At 37.7% G+C, this 23,544-nt stretch carries 14 protein-coding genes, 1 tRNA gene and 5 rRNA genes; 2 read left to right on the top strand and 18 right to left on the bottom strand.

The genetic code is table 11. The features are described from left to right. Positions 1-72: 72 nt before the first annotated feature. The 4 genes from G9F70_RS00445 to G9F70_RS00430 all read right to left on the bottom strand — a co-directional run bounded on the left by G9F70_RS00445 (position 73) and on the right by G9F70_RS00430 (position 6,961). Positions 73-3,014: ribosomal RNA gene (locus G9F70_RS00445) — 23S ribosomal RNA — on the bottom strand. 315 nt (positions 3,015-3,329) lie between these two features. Further along, positions 3,330-4,847: ribosomal RNA gene (locus G9F70_RS00440) — 16S ribosomal RNA — on the bottom strand. Together the 16S and 23S rRNA genes form the textbook arrangement of a ribosomal RNA operon. Positions 4,848-5,603: 756 nt before the next feature. After that, on the bottom strand, positions 5,604-5,822 hold the full coding sequence (locus G9F70_RS00435) for a DUF3892 domain-containing protein (RefSeq protein ID WP_164948064.1): 219 nt from the start codon (positions 5,820-5,822) through the stop codon (positions 5,604-5,606). A gap of 263 nt (positions 5,823-6,085) precedes the next feature. Then, entirely contained in the window at positions 6,086-6,961 is an 876-nt protein-coding gene (locus tag G9F70_RS00430; RefSeq protein ID WP_164948063.1) for a YitT family protein, read from the bottom strand. 195 nt (positions 6,962-7,156) lie between these two features. On the opposite strand from G9F70_RS00430, the gene G9F70_RS00425 reads away from it, so the two are divergent. After that, a complete protein-coding gene (locus tag G9F70_RS00425; RefSeq protein WP_164948062.1) occupies positions 7,157-7,831 on the top strand; it encodes a uracil-DNA glycosylase in 675 nt (224 codons plus the stop codon). A gap of 51 nt (positions 7,832-7,882) precedes the next feature. Here G9F70_RS00425 and G9F70_RS00420 read toward each other — a convergent pair. From G9F70_RS00420 to G9F70_RS00395, 6 genes are all read right to left on the bottom strand, one after another. After that, positions 7,883-7,958, bottom strand: a tRNA-Phe gene (locus G9F70_RS00420). Between the two features lie 5 nt (positions 7,959-7,963). Further along, positions 7,964-8,080 (bottom strand): 5S ribosomal RNA (rrf, locus tag G9F70_RS00415). A gap of 81 nt (positions 8,081-8,161) precedes the next feature. Further along, a 23S ribosomal RNA gene (locus tag G9F70_RS00410) occupies positions 8,162-11,087 on the bottom strand. Positions 11,088-11,423: 336 nt separating this feature from the next. Beyond that, positions 11,424-12,942: ribosomal RNA gene (locus G9F70_RS00405) — 16S ribosomal RNA — on the bottom strand. 525 nt (positions 12,943-13,467) lie between these two features. Beyond that, a complete protein-coding gene (locus G9F70_RS00400) occupies positions 13,468-14,409 on the bottom strand; it encodes a GNAT family N-acetyltransferase (protein ID WP_164947798.1) in 942 nt (313 codons plus the stop codon). Then, entirely contained in the window at positions 14,396-15,586 is a 1,191-nt protein-coding gene (locus G9F70_RS00395; RefSeq protein WP_164947797.1) for an MFS transporter, read from the bottom strand. Before G9F70_RS00395 ends, G9F70_RS00400 begins: the two co-directional genes overlap by 14 nt. 427 nt (positions 15,587-16,013) lie before the next feature. Here G9F70_RS00395 and G9F70_RS00390 point away from each other — a divergent pair, with 427 nt between their 5' ends. Beyond that, positions 16,014-17,219: a class I SAM-dependent methyltransferase gene (locus G9F70_RS00390; protein WP_164947799.1), complete on the top strand. Its 1,206-nt coding sequence runs from the start codon at positions 16,014-16,016 to the stop codon at positions 17,217-17,219. Between the two features lie 85 nt (positions 17,220-17,304). Here the strand turns inward: G9F70_RS00390 and G9F70_RS00385 are convergent, their stop codons facing one another. From G9F70_RS00385 to G9F70_RS00350, 8 genes are all read right to left on the bottom strand, one after another. Beyond that, positions 17,305-18,072 carry a ThiF family adenylyltransferase gene (locus tag G9F70_RS00385; protein ID WP_125006285.1) on the bottom strand — a complete coding sequence of 256 codons (768 nt, stop codon included), beginning with the start codon at positions 18,070-18,072 and terminating at the stop codon, positions 17,305-17,307. A gap of 111 nt (positions 18,073-18,183) precedes the next feature. Next, positions 18,184-19,428, bottom strand: coding sequence for a DUF1015 domain-containing protein (locus tag G9F70_RS00380; RefSeq protein WP_164947796.1), 1,245 nt, complete (start codon positions 19,426-19,428; stop codon positions 18,184-18,186). Positions 19,429-19,454: 26 nt separating this feature from the next. Beyond that, positions 19,455-20,366 carry a D-2-hydroxyacid dehydrogenase gene (locus G9F70_RS00375; protein WP_164947795.1) on the bottom strand — a complete coding sequence of 304 codons (912 nt, stop codon included), beginning with the start codon at positions 20,364-20,366 and terminating at the stop codon, positions 19,455-19,457. A 138-nt stretch (positions 20,367-20,504) separates the two neighbouring features. Continuing rightward, a complete protein-coding gene (locus G9F70_RS00370; RefSeq protein ID WP_164947794.1) occupies positions 20,505-21,578 on the bottom strand; it encodes a pyridoxal-phosphate-dependent aminotransferase family protein in 1,074 nt (357 codons plus the stop codon). 313 nt (positions 21,579-21,891) lie between these two features. After that, a complete protein-coding gene (locus G9F70_RS00365) occupies positions 21,892-22,080 on the bottom strand; it encodes a hypothetical protein (protein ID WP_125006277.1) in 189 nt (62 codons plus the stop codon). Between the two features lie 31 nt (positions 22,081-22,111). Further along, positions 22,112-22,300, bottom strand: a complete 189-nt coding sequence (locus tag G9F70_RS00360) for a hypothetical protein (protein ID WP_164947793.1) — start codon at positions 22,298-22,300, stop codon at positions 22,112-22,114. A gap of 136 nt (positions 22,301-22,436) precedes the next feature. Beyond that, complete coding sequence (locus G9F70_RS00355) at positions 22,437-22,598, bottom strand: hypothetical protein (protein WP_164947792.1); 162 nt, start codon at positions 22,596-22,598, stop codon at positions 22,437-22,439. Positions 22,599-22,629: 31 nt separating this feature from the next. Continuing rightward, positions 22,630-23,343: a hydrolase gene (locus tag G9F70_RS00350; RefSeq protein ID WP_164947791.1), complete on the bottom strand. Its 714-nt coding sequence runs from the start codon at positions 23,341-23,343 to the stop codon at positions 22,630-22,632. Between the last annotated feature and the right edge of the window lie 201 nt (positions 23,344-23,544).

Below are 23,544 nucleotides of genomic sequence, written 5' to 3'. Positions count from 1 at the left end.
ATATATTCTCTCAAAATTGCACAGTGAAATTATCTTCTCGCTTTCGCTTGAAGCTTACGCTTTATATATATTAAGGTCAAGCCCTCGACTTATTAGTATTAGTCAGCTGAACATGTTACCATGCTTACACCTCTAACCTATCAACCTGGTGTTCTTCCAGGAGTCTTACTAACACCGTGCTTACGCACGAGTTATGGGAAATCTCATCTCAGGGTGGGCTTCACGCTTAGATGCTTTCAGCGTTTATCCCTTCCAAACATAGCTACCCAGCGATGCCACTGGCGTGACAACTGGTGCACCAGAGGTTTGTCCATCCCGGTCCTCTCGTACTAAGGACAGCTCCCTTCAAATTTCCTACGCCCGCGACGGATAGGGACCGAACTGTCTCACGACGTTCTGAACCCAGCTCGCGTGCCGCTTTAATGGGCGAACAGCCCAACCCTTGGGACCTACTTCAGCCCCAGGATGCGACGAGCCGACATCGAGGTGCCAAACCTCCCCGTCGATGTGGACTCTTGGGGGAGATCAGCCTGTTATCCCCGAGGTAGCTTTTATCCGTTGAGCGATGGCCCTCCCACGAGGTACCACCGGATCACTAAGTCCGACTTTCGTCCCTGCTCCACTTGTAGGTGTCGCAGTCAGGCTCCCTTCTGCCTTTGCACTCTTCGCGCGATTTCCAACCGCGCTGAGGGAACCTTTGAGCGCCTCCGTTACTTTTTTGGAGGCGACCGCCCCAGTCAAACTGCCCACCTAACAATGTCCTGTGACCAGATTCATGGCCTCCAGTTAGAACCTCAGTACTGTCAGGGTGGTATCCCAAGGATGACTCCACACAGGCTGACGCCCATGTTTCTCAGTCTCCCACCTATCCTGTACAGACAATACCGAAATTCAATGCTAAGCTACAGTAAAGCTCTACGGGGTCTTTCCGTCCAATCGCGGGTAGCCAGCATCTTCACTGGCACTACAATTTCGCCGGATGTGCTGTTGAGACAGTGCCCAAATCATTACGCCATTCGTGCGGGTCGGAACTTACCCGACAAGGAATTTCGCTACCTTAGGACCGTTATAGTTACGGCCGCCGTTTACTGGGGCTTAAGTTCATACCTTCGCTTGCGCTAAGTAATCCCCTTAACCTTCCAGCACCGGGCAGGCGTCAGCCCCTATACATCAGCTTTCGCTTTAGCAGAGACCTGTGTTTTTGCTAAACAGTTGCTTGGGCCTATTCTCTGCGACCTACTTTCGTAGGCACCCCTTCTCCCGAAGTTACGGGGTCAATTTGCCGAGTTCCTTAACAGCAATTCTTCCGATGGTCTTAGGATTCTCTCCTCACCTACCTGTGTCGGTTTGCGGTACGGGCACCAATATCCTCGATAGAGACTTTTCTTGGCAGCGTGGAATCAGATACTTCAGGAATAAATTCCCTTCCCCATAACATCTCAACGTTCCGAGCAAACGGATTTGCCTGCTTGCTCCGCCTAAATGCTTAGACACACATCCAATAGTGTGCACATCTTATCCTCCTGCGTCATCCCATTTCTAATAACGTCCATTGGTGGTATCGGAATATCAACCGATTGTCCATCACCTACGCCTTTCGGCCTCGGCTTAGGTCCCGACTAACCCTGAGAGGACGAGCCTTCCTCAGGAAACCTTAGGTTTTCGACCGTTAAGATTCTCACTTAACTCTCGCTACTTATGCCAACATTCTCACTTCTGTACCGTCCACCACTCCTTACGGTATGACTTCAGCCAGTACAGAAAGCTCCTCTACCGCGTACACATAGTGTACACCCATAGCTTCGGTGGTAAGTTTTAGCCCCGGACATCTTCGGCGCAGGATCTCTTGACTAGTGAGCTATTACGCACTCTTTGAATGAGTGGCTGCTTCTGAGCCAACATCCTAGTTGTCTTAGAAATCCCACATCCTTTTCCACTTAACTTACACTTTGGGACCTTAGCTGATGGTCTGGGCTGTTTCCCTTTTGACTACGGATCTTATCATTCGCAGTCTGACTGCCGAAATAAAAGTATATGGCATTCGGAGTTTGATAGGGTTCAGTAACTGTTGTCAGCCCCTAGCCCATTCAGTGCTCTACCTCCATTACTCAATTAATCGACGCTAGCCCTAAAGCTATTTCGAGGAGAACCAGCTATCTCCGAGTTCGATTGGAATTTCTCCGCTATCCACAGCTCATCCCATGGTTTTTCAACACCAACGTGGTTCGGACCTCCACGGAATTTTACTTCCGCTTCATCCTGGCCATGGATAGGTCACCCGGTTTCGGGTCTACGACATGCAACTTCGTGAACTTACGTTCACAGCGCCCTATTCAGACTTGGTTTCCCTTCGGCTCCGTACCTTAAGTACTTAACCTTGCTACATATCGTAACTCGTTGGCTCGTTCTACAAAAAGCACGCCGTCACACATAAAAAGTGCTCCGACCGGTTGTAGGCACACGGTTTCAGGTTCTATTTCACTCCCCTTCCGGGGTTCTTTTCACCTTTCCCTCACGGTACTTCTTCACTATCGGTCACTAGGTAGTATTTAGCCTTGGGAGGTGGTCCTCCCTGCTTCCCACAAGGTTTCACGTGTCTCGTGGTACTCTGGATTAGATCTGACTGTTTTTCCTTTTCATTTACAGGCCTATTACCTTCTGCGGAGCAGCTTTCCAGCTATCTTCAATTAAGGAATTGCAGTATTTATGATCTATCCTCAACCCCTAGGTCAAAGACCTAGGTTTGGGCTCTTTCCCTTTCGCTCGCCGCTACTTAGGAAATCGATGTTTCTTTCTCTTCCTCCGGGTACTTAGATGTTTCAGTTCCCCGGGTCTACCTCTGCATACCTATTTATTCAGTATGCAGTACATAGTTGTTACTATGTGGGTTCCCCCATTCGGAAATCTTTGGATCACTGGCTATTTGCGCCTACCCAAAGCTTATCGCAGCTTAACGCGTCCTTCTTCGGCTCCTAGTGCCAAGGCATTCGCCATGCGCCCTTTGTAGCTTAACCTTTATCTTTATCTATTTGCATAGATAATTTCGTTTATTTACATAAACGTTTTAATTCATTTTGCGAAATTGTATTAAATTCATCTATACACCATTTACATGGCTTTAACTTATTAAAACAACTTTAATTTCACTGTGCAATTTTCAAAGAACATTTTTAGAAAAACTATCTATTAGTCAACTCCAAAGAGTTAACTAAAATTAGTCTCTCAAAATTAAACAGAGAATAGGTTACGAGTAATTACAGTAGACATTTTTGAAGAATAATTAAATTCTTCTTGTTGCATCGACCGAAGTCTTTGCATCTACTCCCTAGAAAGGAGGTGATCCAGCCGCAGGTTCTCCTACGGCTACCTTGTTACGACTTCACCCCAATCATCAATCCCACCTTCGGCCGCTGGCTCCTTACGGTTACCTCACGGACTTCGGGTGTTACCAACTCTCATGGTGTGACGGGCGGTGTGTACAAGGCCCGGGAACGTATTCACCGCGACATGCTGATTCGCGATTACTAGCAACTCCGGCTTCATGTAGGCGAGTTGCAGCCTACAATCCGAACTGGGATGAGTTTTTGAGTTTGGCTCCACCTTGCGGTCTTGCATCTCTTTGTACTCACCATTGTAGCACGTGTGTAGCCCTAGACATAAGGGGCATGATGATTTGACGTCATCCCCACCTTCCTCCCGGTTAACCCGGGCAGTCTCACTAGAGTGCTCAACTAAATGGTAGCAACTAATGATAAGGGTTGCGCTCGTTGCGGGACTTAACCCAACATCTCACGACACGAGCTGACGACAACCATGCACCACCTGTCACCCTGTCCCGAAGGACTTCGCCCATCTCTGGGTTATGCAGGGGATGTCAAGTCTAGGTAAGGTTCTTCGCGTTGCTTCGAATTAAACCACATGCTCCGCTGCTTGTGCGGGCCCCCGTCAATTCCTTTGAGTTTTAATCTTGCGATCGTACTCCCCAGGCGGAATACTTATTGTGTTAACTGCGGCACCGAGGTTCGACCCCCGACACCTAGTATTCATCGTTTACGGCGTGGACTACCAGGGTATCTAATCCTGTTTGCTCCCCACGCTTTCATGCCTCAGCGTCAGTTACAGTCCAGTAAGTCGCCTTCGCCACTGGTGTTCTTCCTAATCTCTACGCATTTCACCGCTACACTAGGAATTCCACTTACCTCTCCTGCACTCTAGACACCCAGTTTCAAATGCAGCACCCAAGTTAAGCTCGGGTATTTCACATCTGACTTAAATGTCCGCCTACGCATCCTTTACGCCCAGTAAATCCGGACAACGCTTGCCACCTACGTATTACCGCGGCTGCTGGCACGTAGTTAGCCGTGGCTTCCTCCTCTGGTACCGTCATTATCGTCCCAGAAGACAGAACTTTACAACCCGAAGGCCTTCATCATTCACGCGGCGTTGCTGCGTCAGGGTTTCCCCCATTGCGCAATATTCCCCACTGCTGCCTCCCGTAGGAGTCTGGACCGTGTCTCAGTTCCAATGTGGCCGATCACCCTCTCAGGTCGGCTACGCATCGTTGCCTTGGTGGGCCGTTACCTCACCAACTAGCTAATGCGCCGCGGGTCCATCTCAAAGTGGAATTCTCCGAAGAAAAATCCTTTGATGTTTCGATCATGCGACCAAAACATATTATGCGGTATTAATCTCCCTTTCGGGAGGCTATTCCCCTCTTTGAGGCAGGTTACCCACGTGTTACTCACCCGTCCGCCGCTAATCCACCCCGAAGGGTTTCATCGCTCGACTTGCATGTGTTAGGCACGCCGCCAGCGTTCGTCCTGAGCCAGGATCAAACTCTCAATTTAAAAGTTTACACTTTTTATTTGAAATGAATAATCTGCGACAACTGTTAAGTTGTTACGCAAGCTCATTACATACTTTTTAGTCTTACGACTAAAATTACTTTTTTATCTAAAGTAATTAACTGGTCAAGCGAAATATTATTTCGCTATTTTACCTATTTCTCTGTTTAATTTTCAAAGACCAACTTGTTTTGTCATCATGTGACGACTTCTACTATTATACTAGGCATTTCTTGTTTTGTCAACATTTTTATTAATATTTTTTGAATTTATTTCAAAATATTAATTATTAACTTATCAACCTTTACCTTTGCCGTTACCCATTAGCAGCGACAAGTAATATATTATCATCTTTGACTATCACCATTTTTACTCCTTTTCTTGTATACTACAATTATATACAATATTCTCTATAATACTACTATATAGTGAGCATCCTTTATGTTGACACACTAGGAATAGTATACCTTATTAAAATCAATAATATACCTATCTTCTGATAATATATGTAATTGTTTATACATAGACCTTAAGTTATCTACATTTATAGAGCACTCAATGAAGAAGACTTAAGGCTTTTATATTAAATCCTCTTCTTAGAAGCTGCAATATATTAACGACTTCACAAGGAGATTTTCCCCTTGTAGACCTCTGGAGCAGATAACAATTCTCAATTGTTATCCCCCCACTAAAGTTTTCTCTTTGTTATAATGTATGCCCTCCACTTATAGAAGCGGGGGCCTTCCTTATGGAATGTCGTTAAAAAATAGGAAGATTATCTAAATTATCTTCTGTTGTACTATTAGGTGAAGACTTTATAATATCATTTCCATTTCTATTTTTACCAACAACCACTGATTCGACAGTTCCTCTTTTTGCCAAAGCTACAGCCTTACTAACATCTAATTCCTCCCCTGTATTAGTTAATACATTTGTAATATCTCCCTCTGCATTTTTTCTTACCTTAACTATCTTCATATAATTATCGCTCCTCGTTAATTAATATAACTAAAATTTCTTTAATAGTAATACTCCCTACATTAATCTTCCCACTCTATATTTAGTATTTCCCTTTTTATCATTATTTTATTACTAAGTTGCTACAAATTATATAAATATATAAGAATGATTAAATAATCACTTAAAGGATGCAACTATTGCCTGTCATATAAATTCAATAAAAAAAACACTAATGACTTAAAACATGAAGTCATTAGTGTTTTTTTCTAGTTTTGTTACCCTTAACCTAAAGGACTTTTAAATCCGTTACCTTGAACCTCCGCTATATCAATTATAGAGATAAAAACTTCTTGATCTATAGCTTTTATTACTCTCTTAATTTGTGGTAGTTGTCCTAACGAAACAACACAGTACATTACATTTTTTCTATGGCTCGTATAAGCCCCTTCTCCATATAAAATAGTTACTCCTCTATTGAAGTTATTTAATATTGCATCACTTACTTCTTTTTCTTTTTCAGATACAATTAAAAGCATTTTACGTCTATTCAATCCATTAATTACTTTTTCCATAACGGCAGAAGTAATATACATAGCAATCAGCGTATATAATCCTACTTTAAAATCAAATAATACAGATCCAACAGCTACAATTAAGAAATTTATTATAAAGCTTACTATACCTACTTCTATACCATACTTTTTTTTAACATATATAGCTATAATATCCATACCGCCAGTAGATCCTTCATTAGAAAAAACAATTCCACTACCTATACCTGAAAGTACTCCTCCATATATACAATAAAGAAGTCTATAGGATTCTTCCACAGGAGCAAGAATATTTTTTAAAGGTGAGGTAATAATTAAAAAGAACGATAAGGAAACGGTTCCTATTATGGTAAATAAAGTGAATCTTTTGTTTATTTTTAATATACTTAATATAAGAAGTGGAATATTAAGTACTAATACTGTAACGCCCATTGGCATATTAAAAATATACTGTAACATTAACCCTATTCCTGAAAGACCTCCACTAAGAAGCTTATTGGGAACTATAAATAAATTGATTGAAACAGCTAAAATAAAACTACCTAACATAATAAGAACTATTTTCTGAAATAAATCTTTAAAATCAGTGGTGAATACCTTTTTCATGAACTGCCTCCATTTTTTTTATATTACAAAATAATTATTGATTATTTTATATCCTATATTTGTTTTTGTGTATATTATAATTATATACCATTTAACACTTAAAACATCATGTATCTTAATACTTTATATTATAAAAGTAAATACTTGTTTTATAAGAACAAAAGCATTTATGGTATAATTAAGTGAGGTGATTTTATGAATAGCTTAACAAATGATTGGAATGAACTCTTATTAGAAGAATTTAATAAGGATTATTTTTTAAAATTAAGAAACTTTTTAAAGCAAGAATATGAAACTAAGTTAATATATCCTGAAGTACAAAATATCTTTAATGCTCTTAACTATACCGCATATAAGGATGTAAAAGTTATCATACTTGGTCAAGATCCTTATCATGGTGCTAGTCAAGCTCATGGTTTAAGTTTTTCTGTAAATGCAGGTGTATCAACTCCCCCCTCTTTATTGAATATATACAAGGAATTATATAATGATATAGGCTGTTACATACCTAATAATGGGTATTTAAAAAAATGGTGCGATGAAGGGGTTTTACTTTTAAATACTGTTCTTACCGTTAGAGCTGACCAGGCTAATTCTCATAAAAATAAAGGATGGGAACATTTTACTAATAAGATCATTGCACTATTAAATGATAAAACGGATCCTATAGTTTTTATTTTATGGGGAAATAATGCCCGGGCTAAACAATCTCTAATAACAAATCCAATACACTACATAATAAAATCTGTTCATCCAAGCCCACTATCAGCTTATAGAGGTTTTTTCAATAGTAAACCATTTTCTATTACTAATAATTTTTTAATTTCAAAAGGTATATCTCCCATTGATTGGCAAATTAAAAATTTATAATATATTATTTTGAACATAAAAAAACGTCTTAGAATTATCTAAGACGTTTTTTGGTGGCTAGACCAGGAATCGAACCAGGGACACGAGGATTTTCAGTCCTCTGCTCTACCGACTGAGCTATCCAGCCACATTACCTGGCGACGACCTACTCTCCCACAAAGTTACCCCTGCAGTACCATTGGCGCATTGAAGCTTAACCGACCTGTTCGGTATGGGAAGGGGTGTTACCTTCATGCCATAATCACCAGATTGAGAAAATTATATTCTCTCAAAATTGCACAGTGAAATTATCTTCTCGCTTTCGCTTGAAGCTTACGCTTTATATATATTAAGGTCAAGCCCTCGACTTATTAGTATTAGTCAGCTGAACATGTTACCATGCTTACACCTCTAACCTATCAACCTGGTGTTCTTCCAGGAGTCTTACTAACACCGTGCTTACGCACGAGTTATGGGAAATCTCATCTCAGGGTGGGCTTCACGCTTAGATGCTTTCAGCGTTTATCCCTTCCAAACATAGCTACCCAGCGATGCCACTGGCGTGACAACTGGTGCACCAGAGGTTTGTCCATCCCGGTCCTCTCGTACTAAGGACAGCTCCCTTCAAATTTCCTACGCCCGCGACGGATAGGGACCGAACTGTCTCACGACGTTCTGAACCCAGCTCGCGTGCCGCTTTAATGGGCGAACAGCCCAACCCTTGGGACCTACTTCAGCCCCAGGATGCGACGAGCCGACATCGAGGTGCCAAACCTCCCCGTCGATGTGGACTCTTGGGGGAGATCAGCCTGTTATCCCCGAGGTAGCTTTTATCCGTTGAGCGATGGCCCTCCCACGAGGTACCACCGGATCACTAAGTCCGACTTTCGTCCCTGCTCCACTTGTAGGTGTCGCAGTCAGGCTCCCTTCTGCCTTTGCACTCTTCGCGCGATTTCCAACCGCGCTGAGGGAACCTTTGAGCGCCTCCGTTACTTTTTTGGAGGCGACCGCCCCAGTCAAACTGCCCACCTAACAATGTCCTGTGACCAGATTCATGGCCTCCAGTTAGAACCTCAGTACTGTCAGGGTGGTATCCCAAGGATGACTCCACACAGGCTGACGCCCATGTTTCTCAGTCTCCCACCTATCCTGTACAGACAATACCGAAATTCAATGCTAAGCTACAGTAAAGCTCTACGGGGTCTTTCCGTCCAATCGCGGGTAGCCAGCATCTTCACTGGCACTACAATTTCGCCGGATGTGCTGTTGAGACAGTGCCCAAATCATTACGCCATTCGTGCGGGTCGGAACTTACCCGACAAGGAATTTCGCTACCTTAGGACCGTTATAGTTACGGCCGCCGTTTACTGGGGCTTAAGTTCATACCTTCGCTTGCGCTAAGTAATCCCCTTAACCTTCCAGCACCGGGCAGGCGTCAGCCCCTATACATCAGCTTTCGCTTTAGCAGAGACCTGTGTTTTTGCTAAACAGTTGCTTGGGCCTATTCTCTGCGACCTACTTTCGTAGGCACCCCTTCTCCCGAAGTTACGGGGTCAATTTGCCGAGTTCCTTAACAGCAATTCTTCCGATGGTCTTAGGATTCTCTCCTCACCTACCTGTGTCGGTTTGCGGTACGGGCACCAATATCCTCGATAGAGACTTTTCTTGGCAGCGTGGAATCAGATACTTCAGGAATAAATTCCCTTCCCCATAACATCTCAGCGTTAAGAGCAAACGGATTTGCCTGCTTGCTCCGCCTAAATGCTTAGACACACATCCAATAGTGTGCACATCTTATCCTCCTGCGTCATCCCATTTCTAATAACGTCCATTGGTGGTATCGGAATATCAACCGATTGTCCATCACCTACGCCTTTCGGCCTCGGCTTAGGTCCCGACTAACCCTGAGAGGACGAGCCTTCCTCAGGAAACCTTAGGTTTTCGACCGTTAAGATTCTCACTTAACTCTCGCTACTTATGCCAACATTCTCACTTCTGTACCGTCCACCACTCCTTACGGTATGACTTCAGCCAGTACAGAAAGCTCCTCTACCGCGTACACATAGTGTACACCCATAGCTTCGGTGGTAAGTTTTAGCCCCGGACATCTTCGGCGCAGGATCTCTTGACTAGTGAGCTATTACGCACTCTTTGAATGAGTGGCTGCTTCTGAGCCAACATCCTAGTTGTCTTAGAAATCCCACATCCTTTTCCACTTAACTTACACTTTGGGACCTTAGCTGATGGTCTGGGCTGTTTCCCTTTTGACTACGGATCTTATCATTCGCAGTCTGACTGCCGAAATAAAAGTATATGGCATTCGGAGTTTGATAGGGTTCAGTAACTGTTGTCAGCCCCTAGCCCATTCAGTGCTCTACCTCCATTACTCAATTAATCGACGCTAGCCCTAAAGCTATTTCGAGGAGAACCAGCTATCTCCGAGTTCGATTGGAATTTCTCCGCTATCCACAGCTCATCCCATGGTTTTTCAACACCAACGTGGTTCGGACCTCCACGGAATTTTACTTCCGCTTCATCCTGGCCATGGATAGGTCACCCGGTTTCGGGTCTACGACATGCAACTATAGCGCCCTATTCAGACTTGGTTTCCCTTCGGCTCCGTACCTTAAGTACTTAACCTTGCTACATATCGTAACTCGTTGGCTCGTTCTACAAAAAGCACGCCGTCACACATAAAAAGTGCTCCGACCGGTTGTAGGCACACGGTTTCAGGTTCTATTTCACTCCCCTTCCGGGGTTCTTTTCACCTTTCCCTCACGGTACTTCTTCACTATCGGTCACTAGGTAGTATTTAGCCTTGGGAGGTGGTCCTCCCTGCTTCCCACAAGGTTTCACGTGTCTCGTGGTACTCTGGATTAGATCTGACTGTTTTTCCTTTTCATTTACAGGCCTATTACCTTCTGCGGAGCAGCTTTCCAGCTATCTTCAATTAAGGAATTGCAGTATTTATGATCTATCCTCAACCCCTAGGTCAAAGACCTAGGTTTGGGCTCTTTCCCTTTCGCTCGCCGCTACTTAGGAAATCGATGTTTCTTTCTCTTCCTCCGGGTACTTAGATGTTTCAGTTCCCCGGGTCTACCTCTGCATACCTATTTATTCAGTATGCAGTACATAGTTGTTACTATGTGGGTTCCCCCATTCGGAAATCTTTGGATCACTGGCTATTTGCGCCTACCCAAAGCTTATCGCAGCTTAACGCGTCCTTCTTCGGCTCCTAGTGCCAAGGCATTCGCCATGCGCCCTTTGTAGCTTAACCTTTATTCTTGTCTATTATCATAGACAAGCTTATCTACTTGCGTAGATAATTTCGTTTATTTACATAAACCTTTTAATTCATTTTGCGAAATTGTATTAAATTCATCTATACACCACTTACATGGCTTTAACTTATTAAAACAACTTTAATTTCACTGTGCAATTTTCAAAGAACATTTTTAGAAAGATTAAATTATTAGTAAGCTCCAAAGAGTTAACTAAATTAGTCTCTCAAAATTAAACAGAGAATAGGTTACGAGTAATTACAGTAGATGTTTTGAAGAATAACTAAATTCTTCTTGTTGCATTGACCGAAGTCTTTGCATCTACTCCCTAGAAAGGAGGTGATCCAGCCGCAGGTTCTCCTACGGCTACCTTGTTACGACTTCACCCCAATCATCAATCCCACCTTCGGCCGCTGGCTCCTTACGGTTACCTCACGGACTTCGGGTGTTACCAACTCTCATGGTGTGACGGGCGGTGTGTACAAGGCCCGGGAACGTATTCACCGCGACATGCTGATTCGCGATTACTAGCAACTCCGGCTTCATGTAGGCGAGTTGCAGCCTACAATCCGAACTGGGATGAGTTTTTGAGTTTGGCTCCACCTTGCGGTCTTGCATCTCTTTGTACTCACCATTGTAGCACGTGTGTAGCCCTAGACATAAGGGGCATGATGATTTGACGTCATCCCCACCTTCCTCCCGGTTAACCCGGGCAGTCTCACTAGAGTGCTCAACTAAATGGTAGCAACTAATGATAAGGGTTGCGCTCGTTGCGGGACTTAACCCAACATCTCACGACACGAGCTGACGACAACCATGCACCACCTGTCACCCTGTCCCGAAGGACTTCGCCCATCTCTGGGTTATGCAGGGGATGTCAAGTCTAGGTAAGGTTCTTCGCGTTGCTTCGAATTAAACCACATGCTCCGCTGCTTGTGCGGGCCCCCGTCAATTCCTTTGAGTTTTAATCTTGCGATCGTACTCCCCAGGCGGAATACTTATTGTGTTAACTGCGGCACCGAGGTTCGACCCCCGACACCTAGTATTCATCGTTTACGGCGTGGACTACCAGGGTATCTAATCCTGTTTGCTCCCCACGCTTTCATGCCTCAGCGTCAGTTACAGTCCAGTAAGTCGCCTTCGCCACTGGTGTTCTTCCTAATCTCTACGCATTTCACCGCTACACTAGGAATTCCACTTACCTCTCCTGCACTCTAGACACCCAGTTTCAAATGCAGCACCCAAGTTAAGCTCGGGTATTTCACATCTGACTTAAATGTCCGCCTACGCATCCTTTACGCCCAGTAAATCCGGACAACGCTTGCCACCTACGTATTACCGCGGCTGCTGGCACGTAGTTAGCCGTGGCTTCCTCCTCTGGTACCGTCATTATCGTCCCAGAAGACAGAACTTTACAACCCGAAGGCCTTCATCATTCACGCGGCGTTGCTGCGTCAGGGTTTCCCCCATTGCGCAATATTCCCCACTGCTGCCTCCCGTAGGAGTCTGGACCGTGTCTCAGTTCCAATGTGGCCGATCACCCTCTCAGGTCGGCTACGCATCGTTGCCTTGGTGGGCCGTTACCTCACCAACTAGCTAATGCGCCGCGGGTCCATCTCAAAGTGGAATCTTCTAAAAGAAAAATCCTTTGATGTTAAGGTCATGCGACCAAAACATATTATGCGGTATTAATCTCCCTTTCGGGAGGCTATTCCCCTCTTTGAGGCAGGTTACCCACGTGTTACTCACCCGTCCGCCGCTAATCCACCCCGAAGGGTTTCATCGCTCGACTTGCATGTGTTAGGCACGCCGCCAGCGTTCGTCCTGAGCCAGGATCAAACTCTCAATTTAAAAGTTTACACTTTTTATTTGAAATGAATAATCTGCAACCACTGTTAAGCTGGTTAGCAAGCTCATTACATACTTTTTATCTAAAGTAATTAACTGGTCTAACGAAATATTATTTCGCTATTTTACCTATTTCTCTGTTTAATTTTCAAAGACCAACTTGCTTTGTCATCATGTGACGACTTCTACTATTCTATCAGTTATTTAATCATATGTCAACAGTTTTTTTAATATTTAAATTAAATTTTCTGTTACGCTGTAATGATTGCTTTGTCACCGCTAAACTGCAACAACATTTATTATTCTATCATAATTAATTATATCTATTTTAAGTTATATAGTTTTTATCTCAATATAAGTCCACAATAATCTTACCTACTTACTTATTCAACGTTTTCCTTATATAGATACACTAGGACTAGTATACACAGATATTCTTATAAACTCATCCCAAATACCTGAATTTATAAAAATACCTACTATTGCATCTGTTTTAATCTTAAATAAAATTTCTATTTTATAAACTAATTAACTATCTTTAACCTTATAAAAAACCATGTGATCTCTCCATTCACCATTTATGTATAAGTACTTTTCACTTATACCAAGTTCTTTAAAACCAGAGTTTATTAAAACTCTTTGTGATTTTTCATTATCTATTAAAGTAGTTGCTTCTATTCTATGTAGCTCTAATTCCTCAAAAGCATATTCTACTACAAGTTTAACTGCCTCCTTCATATATCCTTTGCCTTGCTCGTTTTCATCCAAAGAATAACCTATAAAAGCATTTTTAAAAACACCCATAACTATATTAGATATTCTTATTTTTCCAATAAGTTTATTACTACTATATATACCTAAATTAACACCAGTACCTCTTAAAAATTGTTTGTAACTCTCTGTTAAAGTACGCTTCTGGCTATCTATTGTATAAAAACACTCATCCCTAGAAGGTTCAAATCGCCTTAGAAATTCTCTGTTTCTTAAGTAATAATCTAACACATCTTCCGCATCTCCAGGAGTTAATGCCCGAATTTTAATATTTATACGTCTAATTTCTAAACCTTTTTCTATTAAACTTCTATTAAAAGCAAAACTACTTATACCAAACATAAGCTCTGATTGATATTCAGATTTATTTACTACACTGTCTGTAATAATACCCTCTAGCTCAAAGCCTAAATCAGTAAAAGCACTTATATTTATGGTTTCATGGGCTATGACGTTTACTTTGTTTATTCCCATGTTTTTGAACAAGATCTTCAACATAAGATTTAATGTATCTTTTAAATACTCATAACTTTCATTATTGTTTCTATGAAACTTCAATCTAAATTGACAGAATTTGTTTTGTTTATCTAATTCTATTATAAATATTCTTCCTAATATAATATAAGCATTGTCTTTTATTACGTACTCTCTCCCATTTCCCTTTAGAGCTTCTAAACTTACATACTTACCCTTGTTCATTTTTAACCCCACTATCTAGAGTAAATTTACTTTTTGTATTTATATAAATAAGGTATATAAAAATAATTGATATTATTAAACTTATCGGTATCATATAAAAGGCAAAATAAGTACCAACCCTATCATTTAGTTTACCTATTACTAAGTTAAGCAACATATTAATTGAAGAAGTTAATGTAACTATCACTCCTGTTATATAAGCAGTATTTTGTTTAAATACCTTGCTTATGGTAAGCACAAGTGTTGGAAATGTTATTGCAAAAAACAAACCTGAAACAGATATTATTATAAGCCCTTTTTCTCCAACAACTAGTCCTAAGGTGAATAAGCATACTGCAATTATTAGAGAACCTATTGTTGTTTTTAAATATCCTAGCTTTTCAACTACAAATCCCCCAACTAATCTCCCTATACTAAATATAACTAAAAACATAACACTATAAAAAGCACTCTTACTGCTATTATATTTATAATTATCTTTTATATAATTCACAAGCCAGCTTACTGTAGCTACCTCCGAAAATACATAAAATCCTAATGCAAATACGTAGAAATAAATTATTTTATTTCTTAACAGACCCAATTTGTTTATTTTATTGTTTTCACTATATTTATGGGTATGAGGCATTTTTATAAAAGTGAATGCTATGAGTAGTATTACAAATAGCAATGATATTCCTAGATATATATTCCTCCAAGTGAATCCCTTGGTCATTAATATTCCACCTAGAGCTTGCCCTGTAGCCCCACCTACGCCATAACAAAAATGAATTATATTCATAAGAATTGCTTGATAACTTAGAAGTAATACTGGCACTAATGTATTTATAGATATACTTGTAAGTGCAAGTCCTATATTCATAATGAACATATTTATTAAAAAAAATGTATAACTGTCTACTACCGACATTAATGCCAGTGATAAGACCATACAGCTGAGCCCTAATATAATAACCCTCTTTTGTCCCATCTTTTCGCAAAGTATACCGCCAATATAAGAAAACGATATGTATGCTAAGGAACCAATAAAAATCATTATTCCTATACCAGTATTATCTATATTAAAGTCCAATTTAAAAGATGGTATAAATATTCCTTTAGTATTTTCAGCCATCGCATTTAGTGCCATGGCGATAAATAGAAAAATTATAACTATAGCATTATTTTTGTTTTTCAATTAATTTCCTCCTTATAGTCCTCTAGGGTGTCCTCCTAGTTTTAGTAGTCTGAGGAGTTATTTATCTTAATTCTCGATTGCAACTTCATTTTTATTTTCATTAATCAAATTTATTATAGCATAAATTATTATGGTTAAATATAGTAAACAATCAATATCCCATTTTTGTTAATTTTGTGTTTTCAACTCTGTTTTATGGTTAGGTCATCTCCTGCGGAGCTGCAATTAACGACTTCAGAAGGAGATTTAAACTCCCACTGAAGTTTTCTTTTTGTTATAGTACAGGACTCCCACTTATAGAAGTAGGAGACTTCCTTTTGAAATGTCGTTAAAACTATAATATCATATTTTTATTTAATAGCCTTTAAATTTTTGCTATACTTGTAATATAGACTTCACATAATTATAAACGAAAGGGTTGAGCACAATAAATAAGCAAAATATTAATAAATTAAAACTTTTTTTAATAGGTCTTGAAAATAGATTCTCTGAAAACTCCTCAATATTCAAGCAAGTTAATACCACCTACATATCTGGACTAAAGGCATTTAAAGGAACAGGACTCTATAACAATGGAGATATTAAGTATAATTTTAATGGCAAAACAGAAACTTTAAATATATCTCAGTTATTTTTTAACATAATTAAAGAAGCTGAAAGCTATGATAGTTTATCATTAATTTATAGTGAAAGGGGCTCTGCGATTCTAATATCTGCTGATAATAAAAATGTAACTATGAAGAACTTAGATGTGGATCCTATAGATGCTGACGACTCAAATAACGTTTCTTCTAAATCAGCGTCTGCCAGTACTCGTGGAACTACTTCTACTCTTTTAAATAGAGATTACTATATAAAGATTGGTAGCGCAGATAATTTACTAAAAGAAATAGGAATAATGAGTAAAGATGGTAAAGTTAAAAATGATAAAATAAGAAAATATAATCAAATTGATCGCTATGTAGAACTGTTAGAAGGAATTTTAGATAAACTTCCTAAAAATGAAATAGTAAATATCTTAGATTGTGGTTGTGGAAAATCTTATTTATCCTTTGTACTTAACTATTATTTAACAGAAGTTAAAAGAAAAAAATGCCATTTCATTGGGTTAGATTACTCTGAATCTGTAATAGAATCTTGCAGGATTATGGCCAAAAATTTAAATTATAGAAATATGGAATTCCAGGCTATAGATATTAAAGATTATGAACCTTCTAAAAATATACATGTAGTATTGTCCTTGCATGCTTGTGATACTGCTACAGATATGGCATTAGCCCTAGGAATAAGAGTAAACTCCGATGTAATAGTTGCTGTTCCCTGTTGCCATAAAGAATTTTTAAGCCAATATTCTTATGAACCATTTAAAAATATACTAAAGCAGGGTGTATTTAAAACAAGAATGGCAGATATTTTAACAGATGGAATGCGCTGCTTGATGTTAGAAGCTAAAGGATACGAGGTTTCTGTAGTGGAATATATATCCCCCCTAGAAACACCTAAAAACACAATGATAAGAGCTATAAGGACTTCCACTGAAAATGATAAAGCTATGGATGAATATATATCTTTAATGAGTAGTTTAAATGTTTATCCTGCATTATACTCATTTTTAAACGACTGGGAAGTATAACCATAAGGTTAATTTCAAATAAAATAAAGATAAGAGTGCATTAATTTCCACTCTTATCTTTATTTTAATATCCTTATCTATAGCTTTAAATATTATCTTTCACTTTAATTAAATCCTTAATAACTTCTCCACCAATTATCATACCTGCTACTGGAGGAACAAAGGATATACTACCGGGAATCTGTCTTTTTATAGCACATTTTTTTGATCCTCCGGTGCATACGCATCCTTCTTTACATGTTATGACTTCGTCCAGCTTTGGCTTTATAGGAATCTCCTCAGAATAAACCACCTTAAGAGTGTCAACATTTCTCTTTCTAAGTTCATGTCTCATAACCTTTGCAAGTGGACATACTTTCGTATCATAAATATCTGCAACCTTAAATAAAGTTGGATCTAATTTATTCCCTGTACCCAAACAGCATATAATATCGATACTCTGCTCTTTGCAATATTCAACTAAAGCTATTTTTGAAGTTACTGTATCGATAGCATCTACCACATAATCTGTATCGGGCGTAATAATATCCCCTATATTGTCCGCTGTTACAAAAGTTTCATGAGTTATAACTTCGCATTTAGGATTTATTTCAAGAATTCTATCCTTCATTACTAAAACCTTACTTTTACCTATAGTTTTAAATGTAGCATGTATTTGCCTATTTAAATTTGTTAAACATATTGTATCGTCATCTATTAATACCAATTTTCCAACACCAGCTCTTACTAGTGCCTCAACTGTATAACTACCAACTCCACCTATTCCAAAAACCACTACCTTACTTTCTTGTAATTTGTTTAAACTATCCATACCTATTAGTAACTCTGTTCTTGACAATGAATGCTGTGGCATATGTTTCTCTCCTTTGTAATATATAATATAGTTATAAAAAAATCAATTTCATAATTGTATTATACCCTAAATACACAAAAAGACCACGCATATGGGTGGTCTTTCGTTAAATTATAATTCGTGGACAAATATTCCACTTTGTAATTTTGGTTCGAACCAAGTTGATTTAGGAGGCATTGTCTTTCCTGCATTTGCTATATCCATTAAATCATCCATAGTTGTAGCACACATAGAGAATGCAACTTTCATTCCTTCATTAACTCTTCTTTCAAGTTCTCCAAGTCCTCTTATTCCACCTACGAAATCAATTCTTGAGTTTGTTCTTGGATCATCAATTCCTAGAATTGGCTCTAGTAAATTATTTTGAAGTATTGATACGTCTAATCTATCTACTGGATCCTTCATATTAAAAGTTCCTTCTTTAGCAGCTAGCTTATACCATTTTCCCTCTAAGAACATTCCGTATGTTCTTTGAACCTCTGGCTTAAATTGACCTTCACCTTCATATAGAGTAATATCAAATTTTTCAGAAGCTTTATTCATAAATTCTTCTGATGAGTTTCCGTTTAAATCTGCTACAACTCTATTATAATCCATTACATATAAATCATTGTCCGGGAATATAACTGATAAGAAGAAATTGAATTCCTCATCACCTGTGTATGATGGGTTCTCCTGTCTTCTCTTTAGTCCAACTTTAACAGCTGAAGCTGATCTATGATGACCATCAGCTATATATAAATAATCTGTTCCAGCGAATAGAGCTGATAGTTTATTAATAACCTCTTCCTCATCTATAACCCAAATAATTTGAGATACACCATCTTCAGATTTAAAATCATATACTGGTGTTTTTGTTTCTGTCCAGTTTTTCACTAAAGCGTCTATTTCATCTTTATGTCTATATGTTAAGAATATTGGTCCAGTATTAGCATTTGTATAATCTACATGATTAAATCTATCAAGCTCTTTATCTGCTCTTGTTAACTCATGTTTTTTAATTATATCATTTATATAATCATCAATTGAAGCACACGCAACTATACCAGTTTGAGGTCTTCCATTCATTATTTGTCTATAAATATACAAACAAGGTTTTTCTTCTTGCATATATACTTTATAATTAATCATTTTTTTAAGATTTTCACTAGCTTTAAGATAAACTTGCTCACTGTGAATGTCTATGCCTGGTTCTAAATCTACCTCGGGTTTATCAACATGTAGAAATGAATAAGGTTTTCCTATTACCATTTCTCTAGCTTCTTCACTGTTCATAACATCATAAGGAAGAGCTGATACTTTCTCTACCAAATCAAATTGTGGTCTGTACGCTTTAAAAGGTCTTACTACTGCCATAATTATTCCTCCTGTGATTAATTAATCTATTTGAAAAGATCGCAAATAATGCTGTTTATTTCACTACCTATTCTTGTTTGAGCTTCTTTAGTTGCAGCACCAATATGTGGTGTTACAGAAACCTTAGGATGGTTAACTAGTGCTTCATTTTTAGTTGGTTCTTCAACAAAAACATCTATTCCAGCTCCTGCTAGTTTACCATTATCTAATGCTTCTATTAATGCAGCTTCGTCAACTACTCCGCCTCTAGCACAGTTGATTAAGAATGAACCATCCTTCATCATAGCTAATTGATCCTTTCCTATAAGAGCTCCTTGCTCTTTAAAGAATGGTATATGTAATGATAGATAATCTGCTCTTTTTAAAACATCGTTTAATTCACAGAATTCATATTCATCACAATCTTTAGCTTTCCCTATTATATCTGTATATATAACTGTCATACCAAGTGCAGATGCTTTTTTAGCAAGTTCTCTTGATATTCTTCCGAATCCAACAAGACCTAAAGTTTTTCCGCTAATTTCTACACCTTCATATTTTTTCTTATCCCATTTGCCTTGTCTCATAGATACATTAGAAATATTAATAAATCTTGATATAGCAAACATATGAGCAAGGGCAAGTTCAGCTACAGATGCACTACTTGCGTTTGGAGTGTTAGAAACTTTTATACCTTTTTCTATAGCATATGCTACATCTATATTGTCAACGCCAACTCCGCCACGAATTACAAGCTTTAATCTTCCTGCTTTTGCGGCAATATCTATTATTGGTTGTCTAACCTTTGTTGCAGATCTAACCACAATTACGTCAAAATCTTTTAGTGCTTCACCTAAATCTTCAGGTTCATAAAAATGTTCAACAACTTCGAATCCTTTAGCTCTTAACTCTTCAATAGCACTTTTCTCCATACCATCAGTAACTAATACTCTATTCATGATAATCCTCCTCTTTTATATAAAGAAAACGTTATACTTTAATGGTTCACTTCGATAAAGTATACTATTTTCAATGATTACTTAAAGTTAAATTAAGAATGAAAAATCACATTATAATTTTTCATTCTTAATTTTTAATTATTTAAGTCCTAAAATCTCGCTAATTAATACTAATAACTCTTCTATTTCTTTTGGAGTAGTTTCAGCCATATGAGCTATTCTAAAAGTCTTATCTTTCAATTTTCCATAACCATTAGAAATCATAAAGCCTTTTTCTCCTAATTTCTTATTTAAGTCAGATACATTAATCTCTCTTGTGTTTTTGATGTTAGTTAATGTATTTGACAAAAAGTTTTCATCAGGGAATACTTCAAAGTATTTTCTAGCCCATGCACGAACAAGCTCTGCACCAGCAATATGTCTAGCGAATCTATTCTCTAAACCTTCTGCAAGTATCTTATCTAGTTGATAATCTAGTGCAAACATATGCGCAAGTGATGGTGTAGATGGATATTGATAATCTTTCTTTTGTATGTAATCATACATTCCTAATAAATCGAAATATATTCCTCTGTTTGTAACTTGTTTAGCTCTTTCTACTGCTTTTTTTGAGAATGAACAAATAGCCATTCCTGCAGGTAATCCTAAACATTTTTGAGTTGAAGTAATACAAATATCTATAGCCCATTCGTCTACTTTCACTTCTGTTCCAGCAGCGTTACTTACTGTATCAACACATACTACAACTTCAGGGTATTTTTTGTATACATCTGAAAGGGCTTTCATATCATTCATAAGTCCTGTTGAAGTTTCATTCATAGTAATAGTTATTAAATCATATTTTCCAGTTGATAATGCTGCTTCAAGCATTTCTGGAGTTGTTGGTTGTCCCCATTGAGATTCTATTTTATCTGCTGGTACTCCATTAGCTGTACACATTTCAAACCATCTGTTTCCAAATGCTCCTACTGAAAATACTGCTGCTCTTTTTGCTGTACATGAACGAACAGCACCTTCCATTAGTCCACTTCCTGAACTAGTTGAAAGTAGTATTTCTTCTTTAGTGTTAAATACTTTTCTCATTTTATCACTTATATTTCTTTGTAATGCAGATGCTTCCTTACCCCTGTGTGATATTTGAGGAGTAGCCATTTTTTGAAGTACATCGTCTGCTACCTCTACTGGTCCTGGTATAAATAATCTTTTATGCATAATTTACCCTCCAAGTTTTATATTTTGATATTTTTTATTCATTTTGTAATTTGTCTTGAAGTCTAATAACCACTTTCATTTTAACACTTAAACATAATTTTCTCAATATAATAGAAATAAATATTATGATAATTTTAGCAATATTCTATATATAGTATATCTATTCTAAAATATTAATTCAATTCACTACTATAATGGCATTTCAAAATGTAATATATACCACTTAATATAACGAAACATATTTGTTACATTAAGTGGGAAAAAACTACCTTTAAAAAATTACTATTAGAATACTAGTGATTTATTGCCTGCATTAACCTTGATCGAGTCCTGCTAAAACTTTATCGTATAAATTAACTTCACATTTATTGTTCTTTAAATGATTGCAATTTTCACAACTTTTACTAAATGGTGTACCTATTGAAGATTGAAATCCTGTACCTACTGAGTCATAACCATCACAACTATTTGCTACATGGGACATCTGTTCTATATTTGGCATAATACTACTCCTCCTTATAATTTAAAAATAGTCAATTTATACTTATTGTTTCCCTAATTTCATCAAATAATTCCTCTGTGCACTTTTCTCTTACATAATTAACACAACTACTACAACTTTCAGACCCATAAGTGATGCTATTCATGAGTCTCATGTAATATACTGGTCTATATCCATTACAATTCTGAGCTACTCTCATTTTTATTTCACTTGAAACCATAATATCCTCCAACATTTATAGTTTTATCTATTAATGTTAGTCTTCCTTTTATTTAGATTTTTAATTCTCACTATTTAAAATCTAAAGAAGCTACTAAACACAAAATGTTTTAGTAGCTTCTACATGTTATTTAAAATTATATATTAATTATAGATTCCGTTTCTCTACAGTATTTTGTAGTTAAGCACTGACCTAAATTTCTTGGACATCTTTTACAAATGCAGTCAGAAGCTTTTCCATCACATTCTTTTGCTTCTGCTTCAGGACATTTATCACAATTATCTCCACCTACAGCCATTTTATCACCTACCAGTTTAATTTATAATATACTATTCTTCTTTATTCTCTGTCTCATACTTTGTTCTGTACTTAATCATTATTTCATTTAATATATCTGCTACTATTGGCGGTGTATAAGTAATAGCGTTAGCTCCTGCTTGTATTGTTTCTATTATACTTGCATTATTCGGGCCACCTGTTGCGATTATTGGGAAGTCAGGATGTTTTTCCCTTATTTTTCTAATTATATAAGCTGTTCTTTTCGCCCCTGAGATATTAAGTATAGTTGCTCCCGCATCTATTCTTGCTTCTATATCTTCAAATTCTGATACGATGGTAACTATTATTGGGATATCTATAGTCTCCCTTATTTGTTTTACAACTTCATTAGATATTGGACTATTAACTACTATTCCCATAGCTCCTTTAAATTCAGCATCCAGTGCTAAATTTGTTACTCTTTTCCCTGTAGTAATTCCTCCTCCAACACCACAAAATACTGGTACATCTGCTGCCAGTAATAAGGCCTCTGTTATTATGGGCTGAGGTGTAAATGGATATACTGCAATAACTGCATCAGCATTTGTATTTCTTATAACTGCTACATCTGTCGTAAAAACAAAAGACTTTAATCTTTTCCCAAATATTACAATACCACTGGCATCTCTTATTGCACTTGGTAGCTCTATCATATGACTTCTCAAAGTTCCCTTTATTTGAGGTACTTTTTTATTTGAATTTTTATTTTCAATATTTTTTTCCATTTTTGTCCTTCTCCCTTTTTTTTATTTATAAAATATTCATTCTCATTTTTATAAGGCTAAATTCTTTATTAATATCTTAAATATAATTATACTTACATTGGATAATTAATTCTACCCATAATACTTATATTATTTTATTTATACTAGCAATTATTTTATAATTACTATAAAATAATTACATAGAGTTTAAGTTTACACATT

Source organism: Clostridium sp. FP1, assembly GCF_011065975.2.
Taxonomy (GTDB): Bacteria; Bacillota; Clostridia; order Clostridiales; family Clostridiaceae; genus Clostridium_AD; species Clostridium_AD tagluense.
The sequence above is the reverse complement of the archived record's forward strand: the minus strand, read 5'-3'. Positions and strand labels throughout refer to the sequence as shown.